The organism is Streptomyces bambusae (assembly GCF_019400985.1).
In the GTDB taxonomy this organism is placed as follows: Bacteria; Actinomycetota; Actinomycetes; order Streptomycetales; family Streptomycetaceae; genus Streptomyces; species Streptomyces bambusae_A.
Map to the genome: position 1 here is coordinate 1 of NZ_WTFF01000011.1, position 21,983 is coordinate 21,983.

16 protein-coding genes and 1 pseudogene are annotated in these 21,983 nt (G+C 73.8%); 12 read left to right on the top strand and 5 right to left on the bottom strand.

All coding sequences use genetic code 11. The features are described from left to right. The 4 genes and pseudogenes from GPJ59_RS03400 to GPJ59_RS03415 all read left to right on the top strand — a co-directional run. A pseudogene (locus GPJ59_RS03400) lies at positions 1 to 806 on the top strand (MFS transporter); the annotation flags it as partial. Beyond that, positions 803 to 1,957: a GNAT family N-acetyltransferase gene (locus tag GPJ59_RS03405; RefSeq protein WP_258023797.1), complete on the top strand. Its 1,155-nt coding sequence runs from the start codon at positions 803 to 805 to the stop codon at positions 1,955 to 1,957. The pseudogene GPJ59_RS03400 and the gene GPJ59_RS03405, both read left to right, overlap by 4 nt. Beyond that, entirely contained in the window at positions 1,954 to 3,123 is a 1,170-nt protein-coding gene (locus tag GPJ59_RS03410; RefSeq protein WP_219664845.1) for a LuxE/PaaK family acyltransferase, read from the top strand. Before GPJ59_RS03405 ends, GPJ59_RS03410 begins: the two co-directional genes overlap by 4 nt. After that, positions 3,120 to 5,732, top strand: coding sequence for an acyl-CoA reductase (locus tag GPJ59_RS03415; RefSeq protein WP_308120103.1), 2,613 nt, complete (start codon positions 3,120 to 3,122; stop codon positions 5,730 to 5,732). Before GPJ59_RS03410 ends, GPJ59_RS03415 begins: the two co-directional genes overlap by 4 nt. On the opposite strand, the gene GPJ59_RS03420 is transcribed toward GPJ59_RS03415, so the two are convergent. Beyond that, positions 5,729 to 6,787, bottom strand: coding sequence for a PP2C family protein-serine/threonine phosphatase (locus GPJ59_RS03420; protein ID WP_308120104.1), 1,059 nt, complete (start codon positions 6,785 to 6,787; stop codon positions 5,729 to 5,731). The two genes, GPJ59_RS03415 and GPJ59_RS03420, sit on opposite strands and share 4 nt — an antisense overlap. A gap of 216 nt (positions 6,788 to 7,003) precedes the next feature. Here GPJ59_RS03420 and GPJ59_RS03425 point away from each other — a divergent pair, with 216 nt between their 5' ends. The 6 genes from GPJ59_RS03425 to GPJ59_RS03450 all read left to right on the top strand — a co-directional run bounded on the left by GPJ59_RS03425 (position 7,004) and on the right by GPJ59_RS03450 (position 16,931). Further along, on the top strand, positions 7,004 to 7,924 hold the full coding sequence (locus GPJ59_RS03425; RefSeq protein ID WP_219664847.1) for a cyclase family protein: 921 nt from the start codon (positions 7,004 to 7,006) through the stop codon (positions 7,922 to 7,924). Positions 7,925 to 8,078: 154 nt separating this feature from the next. Continuing rightward, positions 8,079 to 10,934, top strand: a complete 2,856-nt coding sequence (locus GPJ59_RS03430) for a SpoIIE family protein phosphatase (protein WP_219664848.1) — start codon at positions 8,079 to 8,081, stop codon at positions 10,932 to 10,934. 258 nt (positions 10,935 to 11,192) lie between these two features. Continuing rightward, positions 11,193 to 12,782: a sugar ABC transporter ATP-binding protein gene (locus GPJ59_RS03435; protein ID WP_219664849.1), complete on the top strand. Its 1,590-nt coding sequence runs from the start codon at positions 11,193 to 11,195 to the stop codon at positions 12,780 to 12,782. After that, a complete protein-coding gene (locus GPJ59_RS03440; RefSeq protein ID WP_219664850.1) occupies positions 12,779 to 13,888 on the top strand; it encodes an ABC transporter permease in 1,110 nt (369 codons plus the stop codon). The genes GPJ59_RS03435 and GPJ59_RS03440 overlap by 4 nt, the downstream gene beginning before the upstream one ends. 40 nt (positions 13,889 to 13,928) lie before the next feature. Next, positions 13,929 to 15,098 carry a substrate-binding domain-containing protein gene (locus GPJ59_RS03445; RefSeq protein WP_219664851.1) on the top strand — a complete coding sequence of 390 codons (1,170 nt, stop codon included), beginning with the start codon at positions 13,929 to 13,931 and terminating at the stop codon, positions 15,096 to 15,098. A 138-nt stretch (positions 15,099 to 15,236) separates the two neighbouring features. Further along, positions 15,237 to 16,931 (top strand): hypothetical protein, encoded by a 1,695-nt coding sequence (locus tag GPJ59_RS03450; RefSeq protein ID WP_219664852.1) that lies wholly within the window; start codon positions 15,237 to 15,239, stop codon positions 16,929 to 16,931. A 215-nt stretch (positions 16,932 to 17,146) separates the two neighbouring features. On the opposite strand, the gene GPJ59_RS03455 is transcribed toward GPJ59_RS03450, so the two are convergent. Both GPJ59_RS03455 and GPJ59_RS03460 read right to left on the bottom strand, forming a co-directional pair. Continuing rightward, the gene (locus GPJ59_RS03455; RefSeq protein ID WP_219664853.1) at positions 17,147 to 18,550 is read right to left on the bottom strand and encodes a S41 family peptidase; all 1,404 of its coding nucleotides are present in this window, start codon (positions 18,548 to 18,550) and stop codon (positions 17,147 to 17,149) included. A 153-nt stretch (positions 18,551 to 18,703) separates the two neighbouring features. Further along, a complete protein-coding gene (locus GPJ59_RS03460; protein WP_219664854.1) occupies positions 18,704 to 19,048 on the bottom strand; it encodes a winged helix-turn-helix transcriptional regulator in 345 nt (114 codons plus the stop codon). Between the two features lie 108 nt (positions 19,049 to 19,156). Here GPJ59_RS03460 and GPJ59_RS03465 point away from each other — a divergent pair, with 108 nt between their 5' ends. Further along, positions 19,157 to 20,077, top strand: coding sequence for an NAD(P)-dependent oxidoreductase (locus GPJ59_RS03465; protein ID WP_374200776.1), 921 nt, complete (start codon positions 19,157 to 19,159; stop codon positions 20,075 to 20,077). On the opposite strand, the gene GPJ59_RS38380 is transcribed toward GPJ59_RS03465, so the two are convergent. Both GPJ59_RS38380 and GPJ59_RS03475 read right to left on the bottom strand, forming a co-directional pair. Further along, the gene (locus GPJ59_RS38380) at positions 20,058 to 20,711 is read right to left on the bottom strand and encodes a nitroreductase/quinone reductase family protein (RefSeq protein ID WP_308120105.1); all 654 of its coding nucleotides are present in this window, start codon (positions 20,709 to 20,711) and stop codon (positions 20,058 to 20,060) included. The two genes, GPJ59_RS03465 and GPJ59_RS38380, sit on opposite strands and share 20 nt — an antisense overlap. Next, positions 20,708 to 21,385: an NAD(P)-dependent oxidoreductase gene (locus GPJ59_RS03475; protein WP_219664855.1), complete on the bottom strand. Its 678-nt coding sequence runs from the start codon at positions 21,383 to 21,385 to the stop codon at positions 20,708 to 20,710. The genes GPJ59_RS38380 and GPJ59_RS03475 overlap by 4 nt, the downstream gene beginning before the upstream one ends. A 59-nt stretch (positions 21,386 to 21,444) precedes the next feature. On the opposite strand from GPJ59_RS03475, the gene GPJ59_RS03480 reads away from it, so the two are divergent. After that, a complete protein-coding gene (locus GPJ59_RS03480) occupies positions 21,445 to 21,849 on the top strand; it encodes a winged helix-turn-helix transcriptional regulator (RefSeq protein WP_219664856.1) in 405 nt (134 codons plus the stop codon). The last annotated feature ends 134 nt before the right edge of the window (positions 21,850 to 21,983 follow it).

A 21,983-nucleotide genomic window follows, 5' to 3' on the forward strand; every position in this document is an offset into this window, starting at 1 on the left:
GGAGTAAGAGTACGGGCGGCGGCGCCGCGCCGGCCGTACGCGTTGAGCGCGAAAGTCCCGTGACCATGGTGGTGCTCTCGATGCCTGCCGTTAGCAACGCCGTCGACGGGCCGGCCGCGTTGCCTGGGCCCGGGCAGCGCCGTACGCTGCGCGGCATCCTCGGCGAACTGCCCTTCGTACGGAGCATCCTGATCTGCTTCACCGCGGCGAACCTCTTCACCGCCGCCGTGTTCGTCATCATCCCCCTCTACACCCGCTCCGTGTTCCAGGGCGGCGGGGGCACCGTCGCGCTGCTGGAGGCCTCCCTCGGCACCGGCGCGCTGATCGGCGCCTTCACCGGCACCCGGGTCCCGGGCCGGCCCGCCGTGGCCGGCGCGTACTGCCTCGGTCTGATGGCGGTCGCGCTGGCCCTGCCCGGCCTGGCCCCGCTGCGTCCGGTCTTCGCGGGCTGCCTGGTCGTCGCCGGCTGGTGCGCCGGGGCCGTCAGCGTCCGCTTCGTCGCCCTGTTCCAGCGGCTGGTGCCCGCCGCCGACAAGCCCGGCTTCTTCGCCGTGATGCAGGCCGTGCTCGGCGCGTCCCTGCCGGTGGCCTCGCTGGTGTTCGGCTCGGCCGGCGACCACCTCTCGCCGCAGACGCTGTGCCTGGTGCAGGGCATCGGCCTGCTGCCCGCCGCCTGCGCCCTGGCCCTGCTCGGCCGGCGCCACCCCGAACCCGCGGAAGCGGACGCGGAAGCGGACGCGGAAGTGGACCCGGAGGCGGATGCCGTCGCCGACGCGACCGCCCGGCCGGCGGGAGGTGCGCGGTGAAGCCCGTCATCACCCCGGCCACCTGCGCGGGCATCGCCGAACTGCGCCAGCTCTACTACGCCGTCTACGGACCGCACTACCCCGTCGCCCTCGGCACCGATCCCGCCGAGATGGCCCGGCTCATCGCCGACCCGCACTCCCTGTGGCTCGTCGGCCGCTGCCCCGGCACCGGGGCGCTGACCGCCTCGGCCGCCATCCACGGCGAGGCCGGCAGCCGGATCGGCCGTCTGGAGGGCATCGCCGTGCACCCCGAGCACCGTTCGGCCGGCATGGCGGCCGCGCTGACCGAGGAGCTGTGCGCCGGGATGCTGGACACCGGCCGGCTGGACTCGGTGTACGCGACGGTCCGCACGGTGAGTGCCGGACCCCAGCGCGTCGTCGCGCGCAACGGCTTCCGCCCGCTGGGCGTCCTGCCCAACGCGGTGGATCTCAGCAGCCGCGAAAGCCTCGCACTCTACGCGCGTCACGCAGCCGGGGTGCTGGACCGGAGGTTCCCGGTGGCCGAGGTGCCCGCGCCGCTGCTGCCGCTGCTGCGGACCGCTGAGGCCGCCCTGGGCATCAGGTACCCGGACGTCCGGGCCGCCGCGGCCCGTCCGCTCCCGGCGCCGGCCGTCCCCGTACCGGAGGACGGCGGGCGGCTGGAGGTGATCGAGGCGCCGGCCTTCGTGCGGCGCCGCTTCCGCGACCACTTCCCCGGCGCCGGCGGCTGGTTCTACCCGCTGCACACGCCGAACGTGCTGCTCACCCCCGAGGACGGCCGCTTCGAGGTCTACGCCTACCTCAACCGGGCCGGCGGGTACTGCTCGCTGCTGACGGCCCATCCCGACCCGGCCGCGGCGGCCGCGTACCTCGAACCCGTCACCCGGGCCCTGGCCCGGGCGGGCGCCGGCTACGTGGAGGCCCTGGTGCCGCTCGCCCACCACGAGGCCCTCGCCGCCTTCCTGGCCCAGGGGTTCGTCGCCGGCGCCCTCTACCCGGCGATGCGCGCGGACGGCGACGGCTTCCACGACTACGTCGTGCTGTCCCGGTCCACCGAGCGCATCGACTTCCGCGGCGTCGCCGTCGAACCGCCCCTCCAGCCCTATCTGGACTGCTACGTGTCGGCCTGGGCGTCGACACACCTGCCCACATCACCCGAGGTTGCCCCATGAACCCCCATCTCGCCCCGGTCGGCGTGCCCGACCCGGCCCTCCTGCCGCACGTGCAGCAACTGTGCGACCTGACCGACCCGTACGCGTACGGGCCCGCCGAGGACGAGCTGTTCGCCGCCGCCATGGCGGAGATCAACGCCTGGCACACCGAACGGTCCTCGTTCTACCGCTCGTTGTACGAGGCCACGCCCGCGGCGGAGGGCGACGAGCCGTACCGGACGCCGCTGGTCCACGCGAACTTCTTCAAGCGGCACGAGGTGCTGTCCGTCCCGCGCGAGGACGTCGAACTGCACCTGACCTCCTCCGGCACCACCGGCCAGAAGTCGCAGATGTTCTTCGACCACTGGACGATCCGCTCCGCCCAGCGCATGGTCGCCCGCATCTTCGAGCGCAACGGCTGGATCGCCCCGGAGCAGGAGGTCAACTACCTGCTCTACAGCTACGAGCCGGCCCCGTCGCTGAACCTCGGCACCGCCTTCACCGACAACTACCTCTGCGACTTCGCCCCGGCGCGCAGCGTCGAGTACGCCCTGCGCAACACGGGCGGCGGCGCGGGCGGCGACCACGAGTTCGACCCCTTCGGCTGCATCGCCGCGCTGCGCCGCTTCGAGCGGGACGACGCACCGGTCCGCATCCTCGGCTTCCCCGCCTTCCTGTGGTTCACCCTGGAGCGGATGCGGGCCATGGGCATGCCGCCGCTGCGGCTGCCCGAGGGCTCCCTCGTCGTCCTCGGCGGCGGCTGGAAGGGCCACGCCGACCGGCAGATCGGCAAGGAGGAGCTCTACGCCCGGGTCACCGAGCAGCTCGGCATACCGGGCGAGCGGATCCGGGACACCTTCGGCTCGGTCGAGCACTGCATCCCGTACATCGAGTGCGAGCGGCACCGGCTGCACGCGCCCGTCTGGTCGCGGGTGACGATCCGCTCGACCCGCACCCTGGAGCCGCTGCCGTACGGGGAGCGGGGCTACCTGCACCTGGTCTCCCCGTACATCACGTCCGTGCCCGCGCAGAGCGTGGTCATGGGCGATCTGGCCTCCCTACGGCCGGGGGACGCCTGCGGGTGCGGGCTGCGGACCCCCTGGTTCACCGTCCACGGCCGGGCCGGGGTGAGCCGCAACCGGAGCTGCGCGGTGGCCGCCGCGGAACTGATGAAGGGCATGGCGTGACCGTGACGACGACCACCCGCGAGAACACGAGCGTGAACGAGACCGAGACCGAGACCGAGGCCGTGACCGCGTACGGGAACGGCGGCGGCGGGCCGACCCCCGCCGCACCGCACTTCTGGCAGGGCGCCTTCATCGGCGACGAGCAGGCCGGGCGCCGCCTCGCCGGGCTCCCGGCCGCCGTCGAGGCCGCGCTGGGCACCGTACTGGAGACCGGGACCGTCCTGGCCGCCTGCGACGCCCTGGCCTCGGCCCTCCTCGACCCGGAACACCCCGTGCACGCCCGGCTGGCGACGCACCTGCCCGAGGACGAGGACCCGGCGGCGCTGCTGGCCGAGCTCGGCCACCACCTCGGCCGCCGGGAGCTGACCCGCAAGCTGCGCCGGGAGCTGGGCAGCGCCGCGCCCGGCCGGCTGAACCGGCCCGACGCGCGCGAGGCGGTGTACGAGGCGTGGGCGCCGGTCGGCATGGTCGCGCACATCGCCCCGGGCAACGCGGCCACCGTCGCCCCGCTGAGCATCGTGGAGGGCCTGCTCGCCGGCAACGTCAACGTCCTCAGGACGAGCAGTGCCGACACCCTGTTCACCCAGGCCCTGATGGCCGAGCTGGCCGCGCTCGACCCCAGCGGGGCGCTGGCCGCGCGGATCGTCGTCCTGCGCTTCCCCTCCGCCCGGCAGGAGTGGCTGCGGCTGATGTGCGCGCCCGCGGACGCCGTCGCCGTCTGGGGCGGGGAGTCGGCCGTCGAGGGGGTCGCCGCCCATGTGCCGCCCGGCTGCCGCCTGGTGGAGTGGGGCCACCGCATCTCCTTCGCCTACCTGACCGCCGACGCCTGGTCGGACCCCGGCACGCTCGACGCCCTCGCCGACGACGTGTGCCTGTACGAGCAGCAGGCCTGCTCCAGCCCGCAGGTCGTCTACCTCGACACCGGGGACGAGGCCGAGGTCTTCGCCTTCGCGCAGCGGTTCGCCGACGTCCTCGCGACCCGGCCGCCCGCCGCGCCGCTGCCCGGCGGGCAGGACGCCGACCCGGCCGAGCAGGCGGAGCTGACGACCACCGAGCTGGTGGCCCGGCTGGAGGAACACCTGGGCCTGACCCGGGTGTTCGCCGCGCCCGACGGCTCCTGGCGGGTCATGGCCGACACCCGGTCGCCGCTCACCGCCTCCCCGCTGCACCGCAGCGTGTGGGTCAAGCCGCTGCCCCGCGAGCAGCTGATCGCCACGCTGCGCCCGATGCGCCGCTACCTGCAGACGGCGGGGATCGCCGGCAGCCGCACCGACATCGCGGAGCTCTCCCGCACCGCACTGGCCGCGGGCGTCACCCGCGTCACACCCGTCGGCGCGATGCTCGCGAGCTACGCGGGCGAGCCGCACGACGGTGTGTACGCGCTCCAGCGCTACAGCCGCCGCGTGGCGGTCCAGGCCGATCCGGCCCGGTTCGCCACCACCGCCTGCCTGGACGACCTGGTCCGGCCGGCCGTGCTGCCGGCACCCGCCGGCCCGCTGACGGGCAAGGAATCGGCGCAGGCGGCCAACGTGCAGGTCGAACGAGCCGATGCGGAGCTGTACTTCCACAGCGGCGGCAGCACCGGAGCCCCGGCGCTGTCCCTGTTCAGCTACGACGACTACGACACGCAGATGCACGCCGCCGCGCGCGGCCTGCTCGCCGCCGGCTACGACCCGGCCGTGGACCGCACCGCCAACCTCTTCTACTGCGGCGGCATGTACGGCAGCTTCATCAGCTTCTTCTCCGTCCTGGAGCGGCTGGGCGGCGTCCAACTGCCCCTGGCCGCGGGAGCGGACCACCGGGCGACGGCGCGGGCCCTGATCGAGCACGGGGCGGACACGCTCTTCGGCATGCCCTCCTACCTGTGGCAGCTGCTGCACGCGGAGGCGGACGCACTGCGGGCCTACGGGGGCCTGCGCAAGGTGTTCTACGGCGGCGAGCACTTCACGCGGGAGCAGCGGCGGACGCTGGAGCAGACCTTCGGCATCGAGGTGGTCCGCTCGATCACCTACGGCAGCACCGACCTCGGCCCGCTGGGCTACCAGTGCACCGAGAGCACGGGCGGCGTCCACCACCTCCACGCCGACCTGCACACGATGGAGATCCTCGACCCGGAGGAGGACCGGCCGGTGGCCCCGGGCGGGACGGGCCGGCTGGTCTTCACCACGCACGCCCGGCGCGGGCAGCAGCTGGGCCGGTACGTCATCGGCGACCTGGGCCGGGCGGTCCCGGGACCGTGCCCGTGTGGCAGCCGGGCCCCGCGCTTCGAGCTGCAGGGCCGCACCGGTGACGTGATGCGGGTGGCGACGTACTTCCTGGGCCACCGGCGCTTCGTGGCCCTGGCCGAGGAGGACGGCGGGCACCGCGGCGAGCTGCAGATCCTGCTCGGGCGTACGGACGCCCGCGAGCGGCTGACCGTACGGGTGGAGCGGTCGGGCACGACGGATCCGGAGCGCCTGCGCGAGGTGTTCCTGGCTGGCTACCCCGAGCTCCGCTCGGCGGTGTCGGAGCGGCTGCTGGACCTCGTGGTCGAGGCCGTCGACGGGGCGTCCCTGGACCGCAGCCCGACGAGCGGCAAGCTGCGCACCGTGGTGGACACGCGCGGCTAAGTCGTGTCGTGAGCCGCCGCGCCCGAGCCGTGGTCGAGCCGGTCGACGACGATCATCGCTACGTCGTCCGCCAGACTGCTCCGGGTATGGCGCACGAGTTCCTGGCGCAGCCGTTCCAGGAACTCGGGCCGGGAGCAGTCGCCGGGCATCGCTTCCATGGCTTCGGGCAGGGCGAAGAAGTCGTTGGCGCTGTTGCGCGCCTCGATCACCCCGTCGGTGTGCAGCAGCAGCCGGTCTCCCGGGAGGAACGGGTAGCTGTCCGTCCTGCCGGGAGGGCCGGTGACGAACTCCTCCAGGCCGAGCGGCGGCATGGGGGAGGTGGGCATCAGGGCGTGGACCTTGCCGTCGCGCAGCAGCAGCGGGGGCGGATGTCCGCGGTTGACCACCTCGACCGCGGGCCCGTCCGTCACCTGCGCCACGAGGACGGTGACGAAGCCCTCCAGGAGCGGCTCCCCGTCGCTGTCGCCCGCCGCGACGGCGTCCCGGCGCAGGGCGGCCGCGCAGTGGTGGACGACCTCCACCAGCTCGTCCTCGTAGTGCACGGCCTCGCGGAACGCGCCCAGCACGACCGCGGCCGCCCGTACGGCGGGCAGCCCCTTGCCCCGGACGTCGCCCACGATGAGCCGGACTCCGTACCGGGTCTGGACCGCCTCGTAGAGGTCCCCTCCGATCTGTGCGCCCGTCTCGGCCGCCAGGTAGAGGCTGGCCGCTCCCACCGGGCCGATCCTGGCCTTCACGGGGCGCATCAGCACCGCCTGCGCCGCCTCGGCGATCCGGCGGACCTGCCTGATCTCGTTCTCCCGGCGCGTGCGCACGGCGCTGCTGGTCATCAGGCTCGCCAGCGACACGAGGAACAGGGCCAGGAGATTGGTGTAGACCTGTTGGCCGCCCCATGACTGGTTGTACGTGGCGGTGATGACGCTGACCACCAGGGCCGTCGCCACGGCGGCGAAGGTGCCCTTGGGGCCCATCGTGACCGCCGCCAGGGCGGGTGTCGCGACCAGCAGGGGGCCGGTGTACACGACGTGCGCAGGGGTGAGTTCTATGATGAGCACCAGCAGGGCGATCAAGAAGGGGACGCACTCCGCGAGTGCGAAAAGCAGCTGGTGGTGACCGCCGGCTCCCGATCGAGGGGGCGATCGCAGGAGCGCCCTCATGGATACAGCCTGCCTCGCCCGGGCTCCGCGCCGCCACCGGTCACCCCCGCGTGGCACCCCTTGCGACCCCGGGAGCGCAGACCTTTGGAGCGCAGACCTCAGGAGCGCCGGCCCATGGAGCGCAGACCCACGTCCCGCCAGGAGTTCGACGCGCTCTTCGCCGCGGTCCGTACGTGGGGCCGCTGGGCGGTGCCCGACCGCGGCGCCTGGAACCGGGTCACCCCGGACCGCGTACGACGGGCCGCGTCGCTGGTCCGGGACGGGACGACGGTGCCCCTCGGGCTTCCCTGGAACACCCGGCCCGGCCCCGACAACGCCCGCCCCGCCCTGCACTACATGTCCGACCTGGGCGACGTGGAGCCGCCCGAGCCGGCCACGTACAAGGACTTCATCGCGGTCGACTACCACGGCAAGGGCGTGACCCACCTCGACGCGCTGGCGCACGTCGGCTACCGGGGGCAGCTGTACGACGGCCGTCCGGCGCGGGAGGCCGTCGACGCCGCGGGCGCCCGGTTCGGCTCGGTGGCGGAGCTCGGCCCGCTGGTCACCAAGGGCGTGCTGCTCGACCTGCCGGCCGTCCTCGGGGTCGACTGGCTGGAGCCCGGCCGCGCGGTCCTGGCCGAGGACGTCGTCGCCGCGGAGCGGGCGCTCGGCGTCAGGATCGACGAGGCCAGTGCGGTGCTGCTGCGCACCGGCCGGTTCCGCCGCCGGCGCGAGCTCGGCCCCTGGGACGTCGGTGAGGCCGGTGCCGGGTTCCACGTGGAGGCCGTGCCGCTGCTGGCCGAGCGCGGCGTGAGCCTGCTCGGGAGCGACGGGGACAACGACGTACGCCCCTCGCCGGTCGAGGGCGTCCACTCCCCCGTCCACGCCCTCGCCGTCGCCGCCATGGGCGTGCCGCTGCTGGACAACCTGGAGCTCGAAGCGCTCTCGGCCGCCTGCGCCGGGGTGCGGCGCTACGAGTTCATGGTCGTGGTGACCCCGCTCGACGTGCCGGGCGGTACGGGATCGCCGGTCAATCCGGTGGCGGTGCTGTGAGGGTGCCGGAGCAGGGTGCCGGGCCGGGGTTTCGCCTCGGCGCCCGGGTTCCGCCCCGCTCCGCACCGGAAAACACCCGGAATATACTCAAAATGCAGTTAACCAGCGCAACCATCCCGATACGGCCACGAGCCCGGCAAGGGAAGTGATGCAGATGGGGGTCACGGGAGGGCAGATCGGCCCCGCACGCTCCCGTGAGCGGTTCCTGGTGGGCGAGCCGGTCGAGGGCGGCGTAAGGGGTCCGATCCTGGACTCCTGGGAGCGCTGCCGGCTGCTCGGCATCTCACCGGACGAGACCGAGCTCCCCTTCCGGGACGACTTCGACCCGGACAGCCGGCTCGTCCGGGCGGCCGGTCCCGTGCTCGACCAGCTGGGGTCGAGGTTCGCCGGCAGCCGGATGAACGTCTCCCTCGCCGATGCGAACGGCATCGTGCTCCAACGCCGCTTCGGCGAGCCGTCCCTGGCCCGGAGCCTGCCCCCCATCCAGACCCGGCCCGGCTTCGTCTTCGCCGAGCGGTTCGCGGGCACCAACGGAATCGGGCTCGCGCTCGCGGACCGGCGGCTCTGCCAGGTCTACGGCGCCGAGCACTTCGCCGAGCGCTCTCAGACGAACGCCTGCTGCGCCACCCCGATCCGCGACCAGCTCAGCGGGGACGTCGTGGGGGTCCTCTGCTTCGGCTACCCGCACAGCTACGAGGATCCGGCACTGACGGTGATGGTCCAGCAGGCGGCCGAGAGGATCGAGCGCCGGCTGATGGAGCAGCGTTCGGCGCGCGAGCGCGGGCTCCTGCAGGCGTACCTCGACACCCTGGAGCGCGCCCGGACCGGCGAGGCCGCCGGCGACGGGCAGCCGGTCGGACTGGGCGAGCTGACCGGCACCGGGCCGGACTCCGGCCCGGGCGGCGGACCGGTCCTCGGACTGGCGGCCGCCGGGCTGGACCCGCACGACCAGATGATCCTCAAGGACAGGGCCACCGAGCTGATCTCCTCGACCCGGCGGGCCGCCCTGGAGGTGGCACTCCCCCACGGCCGCCGGGTCACCCTGCTGAGCCACCCCCTCACGAGCGGCTCCGGGGTGGAGGGCATCGCCGTCGAGGCCCTCCTCAGCAGCGACTCACCGCCCGTCCACCACCTCGCCACCGCACAACGGCCCGTCGCCGCGCAACAGCCCGTCGCCGCCGCTCAGCGGCCCGTCGGCACCGCGCAGCAGCCCGTCGCCGCCGCCCGGCCGCCGGAGGCCTACGGCTCCGGCCACGCCCGCCCGGTGCGTGGGCTGGTGCTGGTGGGCGAGCCGGAGGTGGGGAAGTACGCCGTCGCGGCACGACGCCGCCTGGAGCTGCTGGCCGAGGCCAGTACCCGTATCGGCACCACCCTGGACGTGCGCCGCACGGCCCGGGAACTCGCCGAGGTGGCAGTGCCGCGGCTGGCGGACTACGTCACCGTCGACGTGCCCGAGGCGGTGCTGCGCGGCGACGAGTCCGCCGCCGCTCCCGGGACCGACATGCACCGGACGGCGGTGCACGGCATCGGCGAGGACCACCCCTTCTACCCGGTCGGCATGCGGGTCGAGCTCCTGCCCGGCACCCCCCACATGCGGTGCCTGACCAGCGGGCAGGCCGTGCTCGAACCCGAGGTGGACGCCGCCGCTCCGTGGGTCACCCAGTACGCGGAGCACTCCCGGGGGATCCTCGCGCGCGGCGTGCACTCCCTCATCTCCGTCCCCCTGCTGGCCCGGGGCGTCCTGCTGGGCATCGCCACCTTCTACCGCTCGGAGGACCCCGCCCCCTTCGGGGAGGACGACAGCTGGCTGGCGCAGGAACTCGCGGCCCGGGCCGCCCTGTCCATCGACAACGCCCGCCAGTACACCCGTGAGCACACCCTGGCCCTGGCCCTCCAGCGCAGCCTGCTCCCGCGCGGCCTGCCCGAGCAGGGCGCCGTAGAGGTCGCCCACCGCTACCTGCCCGCCGAGTCCGGAGTGGGCGGCGACTGGTTCGACGTCATCCCCCTGCCCGGCACCCGCGTCGCCCTCCTCGTCGGGGACGTCGTCGGCCACGGCCTGCACGCCGCCGCCACCATGGGCCGGCTGCGTACCGCCGCGCGCAACTTCGCCGAGCTGGAGCTCGCCCCCGACGAGCTCCTCACCCACCTGGACAACCTGCTGGTCCGGCTGGACCGGGAGGAGGGCGACGGGACCGCCGCGGACGGCACCGGGATCGACGCCGGCATCGGCACCGGCATCGCGGGTGCCACCTGCCTGTACGCCGTCTACGACCCCATCACGCGGCTGTGCACCATGGCCCGGGCCGGGCACCCTCCGCCGGCCCTGGTCGATCCCGACGGCACCGTGGCCTTCCTCGACCTGCCCGCCGGCCCCCCGCTGGGGCTCGGCGGCCTGCCGTTCGAGACGGCCGAGATCCCACTCCCCGAGGACAGCACGCTGGTCCTGTACACCAACGGGCTCGTCGAGGGCCGCCACCGCGACGTCGACGTCGCCCTCGACCAGTTGCGCCGGGCCCTGGCCCATCCGGACCGGGCACCCGAGGACACCTGCCGGGCCGTCATCGACGCGGTGGCGCCCGAGCACCCCGGCGACGACATCGCCCTGCTCGTCGCCCGCACGCACACCCTGCCCGCCGACCGGATCGCGACGTGGGACCTGACCGCCGACCCGGCCCGCGTGTCCGAGGTCCGCGCGGCGGCCACCCGCCAACTGGCGGACTGGGGACTGGACGAGCTCACGTTCGCCGCCGAGCTGATGCTCAGTGAGCTGGTCACCAACGCGGTCCGCTACGGCAGCGAGCCCATCCAGGTGCGGCTGATCCTCGACCGCGCCCTGATCTGCGAGGTCTCCGACGGCAGCAACACCGCCCCGCACCTGCGGCGGGCGGCCACCACGGACGAGGGCGGACGCGGCCTGTTCCTCGTCGCGCAGCTCTCCCAGGCGTGGGGCACGCGCCACACCGCCCACGGGAAGGTCATCTGGGCCGAATGTGCCTTGGACGCGGCGTGACCGCCGCCCCGCGTACTCGACCATTGGGGCCACAGAGCATGGCGATATGTCAGGTATGCGGCGTAGCGCCCAGTAGCATCCTCAGCGTCCCCCGTTCTGCCACACCTCGCGTCACCCGTCCTGCCACACCTCGCGTCCCCTGTCCTGACACACCTCGCGCCACCCGCGCTCTCACCCGTCCCGTCAGCCGTGCTGTCAGCCGTACAGCCACACGTCCCGTCACGAAGAATCTCCCCAGGCCGGCCCCCGGAGACGTCCGTGCATGACACTTCCGACCCCGCGGCGGGTCCGCCCGCGGGCTCCGGCGGCGAGCCGCTCGTGCGGATCCGCGGTCTGCGCAAACGGTTCGGCGGCACCCTCGCGCTGGACTCGGTCAGCCTCGACGTCCGCAGCGGCAGCGTCCTGGCCCTGCTCGGCCCCAACGGTGCGGGGAAGTCCACCCTCATCAAGGTGCTGGCCGGGCTGCACCACGCCGACGGCGGCGAGGTGACGGTGGGCGGGCACCCGCTCGGCTCCGACGCCGCCTCCGGCGCGATGTCGTTCATCCACCAGGACCTCGGGCTGGTCGACTGGATGACCGTCGCCGAGAACATCGCCCTGGTCACCGGCTACCCGCGCCGCCACGGCCTGATCTCCTGGCGCCGGGGCAGGGAGCACTGCGCCGAGGCGCTGGAGTTGGTCGCCGGCCACCTGGACGCCGACGCGCGGATCGCCGACCTCGCCCCGGCCGAACGCTCCCTCGTCGCGATCGCCCGCGGGCTGGCGCGGCGGGCGAGGCTCTTCGTCCTCGACGAGCCGACCGCGACCCTGCCCGCCGCGGACTGCGCCCGGCTCTTCGACGTCCTGCACGCCCTGCGCGACCAGGGGCACGGCATCCTCTACGTCAGCCACCGGCTCGACGAGGTGTACCGGGTCGCGGACACCTTCGTCGTACTGCGCGACGGCCGCGTCGTGAGCCGGGGCCCGCTCGCGCCGTACAGCCCGGCCCGGCTGGTGCACGACATCGCGGGCGACGGGGCGATCGGGCCCCGGCCCACGACCCCCGCCCCGGGGCCGGGTGCTACGGCACAGCCGCCCGAACGGCAGCCCGAACGGCAGCCCGTCCTGCGGCTGGACGGTGTGACGACCGACCGCACCGGGCCCGTCAGCCTGGACCTGCGCGCCGGCGACATCGTCGCCATGGTGGGGCTGACCGGCGCCGGACACATGCACCTGGGCCGCGCCCTGGCCGGCGCGCTGCCGCTGCGGGGCGGGCGGGCCCTGCTCGACGGCCGCCCGTACCGGCCCCGTACGGTCGCCGCCGCCGTCGGCCGGGGCGTCGGATTCGTGGCCGGCAACCGCCAGGAGGAGGGCTGCGCCGGCGGACTGACCGTACGGGAGAACTTCCTGGCCAACCCCCGGGCAGCCGGTACGCCGGCCTGGCACTGGATCCGTCCCCGGCGTGAGCGCGCCGAGGCGGCAGCCCTGATCGACCGGTTCTCGGTGCACCCCCGCGACAGCGAGGCGGTGATCGCCACCCTGTCGGGAGGCAACCAGCAGAAGGTCGTCGTCGGCCGGTGGCTGCGGGGGAACCTGCGCCTGCTGATCCTGGAGGAGCCGACCGCCAGCGTGGACGTCGGCGCCAAGGCCGCGATCCACCGCCTCCTCGACGAGGCACTGGACGCGGGCCTGGCGGTGCTCCTCGTCTCCACCGACTTCGAGGAGGTCGCGGACCTGTGCCACCGGGCCCTGGTGTTCGTCCGCGGGTCGGTGGCGGCGGAGCTGACGGGTGAGACGCTCAGCGTCGCCGAGCTGACCCGGACCGCTTCCGCCATGCCCGCGATCACCGGAAGCGCGACGAGCCGGTGACGCCCCCGTCCCCGCACCGGTCCCTGCTGGACCACCTGCGCGGGCACGTCATCGGCACGTACGGCCTGCTGGCGCTCACCGCCCTGCTCTTCCTGTACTTCTCGCTCACGCTGCCGGACACGTTCCCCACCCGGGACAACGTCTCCTCGATCCTCTCCAACCAGTCGATCCCCGCCGTCCTCGCGCTCGGTGCGACGATCCCCATCGCCATCGGCAAGTTCGACCTGTCCATCGGCTACGGGCTGGGCCTGGCGCACGTCGTGGTCATGTACCTCGTCGTCGAGGCCGGCCGGCCCTGGCCGCTCGCCTGCCTCACGGTCGTCGTCGGCGGGGCGCTGGTCGGCGCCCTGAACGGTGTCGTCGTCGAGTTCGCCCGGATCGACTCCCTCATCGCCACGCTCGGCACGGGCAGCATCATGTACGCCTTCACGGGCTGGCTCACCGACGGCAGCCGGATCGTTCCCGGCCCGGACGGGCTGCCGGCCGGCTTCACCGGCCTCTACGACTCCCGGTTCCTGGGCCTGCCCGTGCCCGCGTACTACGTCCTGGCCCTGACCGTCGCCCTCTGGGTGGTGCTGGAGCGGCTGCCGCTCGGCCGGTACTTCTACGTCATCGGCTCCAACCCCCGTGCCGCCGGGATGCTCGGCATCCCCACCCGCCGGTACTCCGTCTACGCCTTCGCCGGATCGGGCCTGGTCGTGGGCTGCGCCGGAATCCTCCTCGCCGCCCAGCAGCAGATCGGCAACCCGAGCGTGGGGCTGGACTACCTGCTGCCCGCGTTCGTCGGCGCGCTGCTCGGCTCCACCACGATCAGGCCGGGCCGGGTGAACGCGGTGGGGACCCTGGTGGCGGTCACGCTGCTCGCCGTCGGGCTCGCCGGGATCGGCCAGCTGGGCGCCGACTTCTGGGCCACCCCGCTGTTCAACGGCTGCACGCTGCTGGTGGCGGTCGGCCTGGCCGGCTACGCGTCCCGCCGCCGGCTGCGCAGCGGACTCACGGCCGCGGGCCGGCCGGACGCCGGGCAGCCGGACACCGGGCCGCCGAACACGGGGCGGCCGGTCGCGGCGCCGCGAAACGACGGCGACGGCGACGGCGCCGCCACCTAGACCACCTCGCATCGCTACCCGTGTCAGGAGCAGGAGCACCGTGTACCCGTACCACAAGACCGCCCTCGTGGCCGCGGCCCTGGTGACGGCGACCGCCGCCGTCGTCACGGGGTGCGGGAACGGCCCGTCGAGTGCCACCGGGCCGGCGCCCGCCGGCTGCCCGGCCGTCCTGCAGCAGGCGAAGGAGGCGGTGCGGGCGGCCGAGCGTACCGACGCCTCCTGGAACGGCCCCACGAGCGGGCCTCGGGCGGTGCCGGACAAGTCCCTCGTCTACGTCGCGCAGACCATGACGAATCCGGGGGTGGCCGGAGTCGCCAAGGGCGTGCGGGAGGCCGCGGAGGCCATCGGCTGGCAGGTGCGCGTGATCGACGGGGAAGGCACGCCGACGGGCATCCAGGCCGCGTTCAGCCAGGCGGTCACCCTCAAGCCGTCGGGCATCGTCATCGGCGGATTCGACCCCCGGCCGACCTCGCGGCAGGCGGCGCGGGCCGAGGCCGCGGGCATCCCGCTGATCGGCTGGCACGCGGTCAGCTCCCCCGGCCCGAGCACGAGTCCGGAACTCTTCACCAACATCACGACGAAGGTGGAGGACGTGGCGAGGATCAGCGCGGACTGGGTCATCGCCCGGTCCGGCGGCGCCGCCGGGGTCGTCGTCTTCACCGACGACTCCATCCCCTTCGCCAGGACCAAGTCCGAGCTGATCAAGGAGGAGCTGGCGACGTGCTCCGGGGTGGAGCTCCTGTCGTCCGAGAACATCCCCATCCCGGACGCGAGCCGGCGCACCCCCCAGCAGGTCTCCTCCCTCCTCTCCCGCTTCGGGGACGACTGGACGTACTCCGTCGCCATCAACGACCTGTACTTCGCCGATGCCGCCCCGGCCCTGCGCGCCGCCGGAAAGCCGGGGAGCGGGCCGCCCTTCAACATCGGCGCGGGCGACGGCGACCCTTCCGCCTTCCAGCGCATCAACAGCCGGCAGTTCCAGTCCGCCACGGTCCCCGAGCCCCTCACCCAGCAGGGCTGGCAGATCGTCGACGAGTTCAACCGCGCCTTCGCCGGCCGGCCCGCCAGCGGCTACGTCGCCCCGGTCCACGTCGTCACGGCCGACAACAGCGGCGGAGCCACGTCCTGGGACCCCCGGGGCTACCGGGAGGCGTACGAGGGGATCTGGTCGACGGGCACCGCCGGCCGACGCGCCCGACTCGGGCCGTGACGACCGCCGCGGCCGCCGGCGCGTCGCGGTGGCGGCTGCCGGGCGGGCACCCCACCTTGGTCGTTGGCCCACCCGGAGGGGGTCCGCGCCCCTACGCTCGGAACGTCGTCAGAACTGCCGATCTGCTTGTGAGCTGCCGTGTCCGAACCGAGCAACCCGTTGGCCCACCGCACCGCGCTGACCGTCCCGGACGGCTCCGCCACCCTCCCCGACGTACGCCGCATCACCGGGACCTGGCTGAACGAGAAATTCCACCGCGAGATCCCCATAGCCTCCGGACTGCACCACCTGGACGGCAAACGGCTGTTGCTCTCCCAGGTCGCCTACCGGGCCGACGGCACCGAGCGTGCGATGCGCCTGCAGTTACGGGAGGACCTCGACGAGGCCACCTGGCGTACGACCGTCACGGCCGTCGCCGACGGCGGGCCCGGGACCGGGACCGGGCCTGGGCCTGGGCCTGCCGCCGTGTCGGTCGGGCTCGAGTGCTTCGTCAACCCCGGGTACGCGGTCGAGCCGGCCCGGCCACGCGTGGTGGAGCTGCTCGTGGCGGGGCTGCGCTGCCAGGACGGCCCGGTCCGGCTCACGCTGGCCCCGATACCGACCGCGGCACAGGACATCGGCGCACTCATCGAGGTGCTCTGCGATCCGGACCGGCAGCGCCCGGTCATCGTGGCCGCGGCGCCGCGGCACCCCGAACCGGTGTGGTGGCGGGGGCTGGACAAGGCCATGCGGAAGGCCGCCGGCGCGGCCTCGTCGTACCTGCTGGACGACACGGCCGCCGTCGACGCGTTCCGGCAGGCCGCCGAGCACCACCGCGTCGCTCCGGGAGCCGTCCGGACGTTCCTTCCGGAGGTGGACCCGGCCTGGCCCGCGGACGGACCGCGCCACCGGTACTCCACGGTCGCCCGCCTGACGGATCCCCGGAGCGGCTCATGGAACAACATCGTCCGCATCGTCCAGCGGATGTCCACCGAGGCCGCCCTGCCGGCGCCGCTGAGCACGCTCGTCTTCCCGGAGGAGGACCAGCGTCGCGACGACCGCCGGGCCGCCCTGGACACCCGTGCGGTCAGCAACGAGGTGGACGGCCTGCGCCGCAAGGTCGCCGAGCTGAGCGCGCTGCTGGAGATAGCCGACGAGGAGATCACCGAGCTCCAGAACGGCGAGAAACTGCTGCAGCGCACGAGTGCCTCCCTCGACAGTGATCTGCGCGCGCTGCGGGCCCGCGCGGACAGCGACCTGGAGGACCACCTCCAGGCACTGGAGGAGGTGGAACGGGCCCGGGCCGAGGCCGACATGCTGCGCAGCAGGCTCGCCCGGCAGGGCCGCCTGGAGGAGACCGTCATCGTCGACGCCCCGCCCGGCCTGCCGGCGGGCTTCGAGGAACTCTGGGACCGCTGCGGCGAATTCGAGAACATCATCGTCAGCGCCCTGCCGGCGCCGGCGCTGGCCCTGGACGAGACCGACCGGGCCCGGGTCTGGGCGGGCAAGACGTGGACCGCCCTGCGCGCCCTGGACCGGTACGGCCGGGACGCCCGGGAGGGCTTCAAGGGCGGCTTCTACGAGCACTGCCAGTCCGAGCAGTCGTGCTGGCCCGTCAAGAAGGTCACCATGGTCGAGTCCGACACGACCATGTCGCAGTACGGCACCGAGCGCCATCTGCCCGTGCCCACCCAGTACGCCCCTTCGGGCCGGGCCGAGATGCAGCCCCACCTCAAGATCGACAGCAAGGGGGAGTCGCCGAGGATCCACTTCCTCGACGACACCAAGGGCAGTACGGGGAAGGTCATCGTCGGCTACATCGGCAAGCATCTGACCAACACCAGGACGAACTGAGCGACTCCGAGCCCGCAGGCCTTCGGGGACCCGGAGGAGGCAGGGGGTGTCGTCGAAGTGGCGTCGGCCGCCCGGAGGCGGGGCCGGCCGGACGCCACTTCGACGACACGCCGACAGTCGCCTGGTGATCGCCTCGGCCCGACCGGCGCGGGGTACCACGGCCGATGCTCAGCAGCCACTCGGTCCGGGCAGGGCCGATCCTTCTGCAACACCCTTCAGTCCCGCAGGACCTTCACGGCCCGGTCGAAGGCCGAGTCCTTGTTCCGGTCGAACTCCTCCGTGGTGAAGACCGGCTCGGTGAGGTGCGGCGGGATGCCCGCGCCGTCGAAGGTCCTGCCCGACCGGGTCAGCAGCTCCTCGTTCGGCAGCCAGACCGACATGCCGTTGGGGAGCTTGCGCACCATGACGTCCGAGAAGACGCCCTGCGTGGGCTGCCCGATCCGCACGGTCCGGCCGGGCCGGTCCATGAGGGCCTGGGTGAAGGTCTCTCCCGCGCTGACGGTGGAGCCGCCGGTCAGTACGGCGACCGGTCCGGTGTAGCGGGGGCCCTGGGCGGGCGTGACGTACAGGGGCTGGGGGCGCGTGTGCCGGGTGGGGTCCGCGGGATCGTTGCGGGCCCGCTTGGAGTAGGCGAGGTAGGGGGTGTCGGTCAGCCGCCCGGCGAGGTGGAGCCCCATGGCGTCGGAACCGCCGCCGTTGATCCGCAGGTCGATGACCAGGCCTTTCAGGTGCCGGGTGCGCTCCTGGCCGAGGATCGTGTCCAGCGCCTTGTCGAGCTCGGCCAGCTCGGCGGCGTAGGAGGCCTCGTCGCCCGCGTAGCCGCCGAAGCCGGAGATCCGCAGGTATCCCTGCCCGCCGGGGAGGTCGGCGTAGGTGATCCGCCCGGCGGCGAAGTCCTGGAGGTTCCGGGCGTTCTTGAGGTCGCGCTCCACCACGAACTTCTTGACCTCGGCGTCAAGCTTGTCGGGCCGGACGGTGCCGGGGCGGACCTGCGCGAAGACCCGGTCGGGAATGCCGTTGCCGTCGGCGTCGACGTCCAGGACGGCGACGTGGGCATCGTGGAGCGGCTCGACCATCTTGCTGAAGACGGCGAAGAGTTCGTCCGGGGTCGTCCCTTCGTGGACCGTGGGCCGGTACCGGTCGCGTACGGCGTGCCAGTCGATGCCCTTGGCGGCGAAGAAGGGGTAGTTCTCCTCGAAGGACTGCCAGAAGACGTCGAAGGAGGCGAGCGGTCCCCCGGGGGAGGAACGCGTGCAGGCGTCGGGCAGTTCCGACATCCGGCGCAGGTTCCGTTCGCCGACGTCGCCGTCGAGCCGTACGGAGGCGCGGTCGCGGTCCCCGCGGGTGCGCACGGTGAGGACGGTGCGTCCGGGCGTGGTGTAGGCGCCGGGGCCGGTCCGCCGCGCGGTGTCGCCCGCGATGCAGCTGACGGCGGTGGTCTGGTACTCCTGGAGGGTTCCGTCCCGGATGGACAGCACAGTGCCGTAGCCGTCGGTGCGCCAGATTCCGTCGGTGGCCGGCTGGTGGGCGGTGGCGGCCGGCGCGGCTGCGCCGACGAGGGCCAGGGCGACGGCAGTGGCCAGGGCGGTGGCTGTGGCTGTGGCTGTGACGATGCGCACGTTCTTGCCTTCTCTGTAGGCGACTTGCTCGGTACCGCCCCACCGTCGCCGACACCGGACCCCCGGGCCATCCGGCTGCCCGGCCGTTCGAGGGTGGGGCCAGCCCCCGCTACCCGCGGTACCCGCAGCAACCCGGGACCACCACGCACCTGGCTAGGCCGGCTCCGCGGTCTCCGGGAGCCGGTGGCGGCTGCCCCACGCCCCCAGGGGTTCCATGGCGGTGTTGAGGTCCTCGCCGACGGGGGTCAGGGAGTACTCGACGCGGGGCGGGACCTCGTCGTAGGCCTCGCGGTGGATCAGGCCGTCCGTCTCCAGCTCGCGCAGCTGCGCCGCGAGCACCTTCTCCGACACGCCCGGGACGAGCCGGCGGAGCTCACCGAAGCGGCGCGGCCGCTGCGACAGCTCCCACAGGATCGACACCTTCCACTTGCCGTCGATCACGGACATCGCCGCCGCGATCCCGCAGTGGTCCGCGCCGGGCCTTCGCGTCACCGTCATCGCACACGCTCCCCACCTGCTCGCTCACTTCGGGGTAACCACCCACCTCGAAGTGCGTACTTGATCACCATCATGCCTGCCAACAGGGTTAATGCCATGACTGACGCCATGACTGACACGACGACCGACGCCATGTCCGACACCGACACCGACGCAGCGCAGCGTCCCCTGACCCTGCTCGGCCTCGGTGACATGGGCACCGCCCTGGCCCGTACCTGGCTGGCCGCCGGCCACCCCGTCACCGTCTGGAACCGTACCGCCGCCAAGGCACAGGCCCTCGCCGGCGCGGGCGCGAGCGTCGCCGCCGACGCCGCCGAGGCCGTCGCCGCGAACGACCTCGTGGTCGTGTGCTTGCTGGACGACACCAGCGTCGGCACGGCCCTGGACGGCATCGACCTGACCGGCAAGGACCTGGTCAACCTCACCACCGGTACGCCCGCCGAGGGCCGGGAGCGCGCCGCCTGGGCGGCGCAGCGCGGCGCGCGGTTCGTGGACGGCGGCATCATGGCCACGCCGGACATGATCGGCGCGCCCGAGACCGGCGGCTACATCTTCTACAGCGGCTCCCAGGCTCTCTTCGAGGCCCACCGGACCGTCCTGGAGGTCCCGGCCGGGGCCCGCTTCGTCGGAACGGACCCCGGGCACGCCGCACTGCACGACGTGGCGCTGCTGAGTGGTATGTACGGCCTGTTCGCCGGCATCTCGCACGCCTTCGCCCTGATCGACGGCGAGGACATCGCCCCGAAGGACCTGGCGCCGCTGCTGTCGGAGTGGCTGGTGGCCATGGGGTTCTTCGTGGCGAACGCCGCGGAGCGGCTGACCTCCGGGGACCTCACCACCGGCGTCGTGTCCAACCTCGCCATGCAGGTCGCGGCCAGCGGGACACTGCTGCGCACCGCCGAGGAGCAGGGCGTCAGCGCGGAACTGATCCGCCCCTACCTCGACCTGATGCGGCGCCGGCTGGAGGCCGACGAGGCCGCGCACGGCGGGGAGGACACGTCGGGGGTGATCACCCTGCTGAAGCGGTAGCGCCGGCCGGCTCCAGGGGCGCGGGCGTGACGAGCACCAGGGGGATCCGCCGCTCCGTCGCCTCGCGGTACGCCGCGTACGAGGGCATCGCCGCCACCACCCTCGGCCACAGCCGCTCGGCCTCCGCCGGGGTGGCCACGCGCGCGACCGCCGCGAAGGTCCCGGTGCCGACCTGGAGGGTGACGGCCGGGTCCGCGAGCAGGTTCAGGTACCAGGCCGGGTGCCGGTCGGCGCCCGCGGCGGACGCCGTCAGCACGTACGCCTCCGCGTCCCGCACGTAGGCGAGTGCCGTGCGGCGCAGCCGTCCCGAGCGGCGGCCGCGCGTGGTCAGCAGCAGGTCGCTGATGCCGGGGCGAGGCTGCCCGCCCGTTTCCAGGAAGCGTCGGATGTGGTCGGCGACCAACGGGTCGGGGCTGTCCGTCACGGGCTCGCCCCAGGCGGGGAGCCCGGCCGCGGTCGCGGCGGGGGTCCCGTCCGTGGCTTCGGCGGGGGTCCTGTCCGTGGCTTCGGCGGGGGTCCTGTCCGTGGCTTCGGCGGGGGTCCTGTCCGTGGCCTCGGCGGGGGATCCTGGCTGCGGCCTCTGCGGGGGCCCGGCGGCGGTCGCGACCTCGCGCTCGGCTTTCGTAGCGCTCACGGCTGGACCACTCCCGCGTGCGCCGCGTGCACCGTCGGTTGCTGGACCTCGTCCAGCACCGCCCGCGCGAAGTCCGCGGGAGCGATCCGGTGGCCGGCGTCGGCCGCCGCGAAGCGGTACCCGCCCGTACCGGCGGCGTCGTGGTCGAAGTCTCCTGAGGGGCTCACCACCGCCCAGTCCAGGCCGGCGGGCGCCGCCGCGGCGAGCGCCTCGGTGCCGGCGCCGTGCCCGGCGGAGAACTCCCGCCACTCCTGCGGGTATCCCGGGGTGTCCATCAGCAACGCCCCCGAGTCCGTCGCCAGTACGGAGGCCAGCCCCACCACGACCAGCCGGTCGACCCCCGCCCGCGACAGCCCCTCGGCCAGCGCCCGCGCCACGGCGGGGAAGAACTCCCCGGGGACCGCCCGGCCGTCGTACACCGAGACCACCGCGGCCCGGTGGCCCGCCGCCAGCCGCGCCACGTCCACCGCCGAGGTCACGTCGCCCTCGGCACGGCCGGCCTCGGTGACCCGCAGCCCGCGCGACCGTGCCTCGGCGGCCACGGCCCGGCCGATCCGGCCCCGCGCTCCGAAGACGACGACCCCGTCGGGTCGGCCGCCGCTCTTGCTCGCGCTGTTGTTCCCGTCGTTGTTCCCGTCGTTGTCGTTGTTGTCGTTCTCGTTCGTCGTCGTCATGGCGCCGACCGTAGAAGAGGGCCTGGTATCCGATCGGATACCGGCCTACGGTGTAGATCATGAACGAGCGGCCCCGCGAAGAACTGCCCTCCCTGGACCCGGAGATGTTCGACCCTGTCTGCCCGTCGCCCCTGGTGCCCTTCCGCGTGGGCGACAAGTGGGCGCCGTTGGTCCTGCGTTGTCTCGAAGGCGGACCGCGGCGGTTCTCGGAGCTGAAGGTCCCGCTGCGCGGCATCACGTCCAAGTCCTTGACGCACTCCCTGCGCGCCTTGGAGCGCGGCGGGTTCGTCGCCCGCACCGAGGAGCCGCTGCCGGAGCACGGCGTGTACTACGCGCTCACCGCGCTCGGCCGCGGCCTGCTCGGCCCGCTGGACGCCGCGTGCGCCTGGACCCGCGACCACTGGGACGAACTCATCGACGCCCACGAGGAAGCCGCCCTCGCGTCCGCCGACAGGGGCGTGTGAGCCTTCCGCACCCGCCGCAGTCTGCGGCGCGTAGCCGCCCGATTCCCGGCCCGACAATCTGCCGAGTCAACTGCCGGGCCGGCGCGGATGGTTGGCGCGGAGGCTGCTGGTGGGGTCGGCCGGAGCTACGTAGT

Excerpts from the sequence above, each read along its gene's own strand:
- GPJ59_RS03475 (WP_219664855.1), bottom strand. The coding sequence starts at position 21,385 with ATGACGACGACGAACGAGAACGACAACAACGACAACGACGGGAACAAC.
- GPJ59_RS03465 (WP_374200776.1), top strand. The coding sequence starts at position 19,157 with ATGACTGACACGACGACCGACGCCATGTCCGACACCGACACCGACGCA.
- GPJ59_RS03425 (WP_219664847.1), top strand. The coding sequence starts at position 7,004 with ATGGAGCGCAGACCCACGTCCCGCCAGGAGTTCGACGCGCTCTTCGCC.
- GPJ59_RS03410 (WP_219664845.1), top strand. The coding sequence starts at position 1,954 with ATGAACCCCCATCTCGCCCCGGTCGGCGTGCCCGACCCGGCCCTCCTG.
- GPJ59_RS03460 (WP_219664854.1), bottom strand. The coding sequence starts at position 19,048 with ATGACGGTGACGCGAAGGCCCGGCGCGGACCACTGCGGGATCGCGGCG.
- GPJ59_RS03480 (WP_219664856.1), top strand. The coding sequence starts at position 21,445 with ATGAACGAGCGGCCCCGCGAAGAACTGCCCTCCCTGGACCCGGAGATG.
- GPJ59_RS03430 (WP_219664848.1), top strand. The coding sequence starts at position 8,079 with ATGGGGGTCACGGGAGGGCAGATCGGCCCCGCACGCTCCCGTGAGCGG.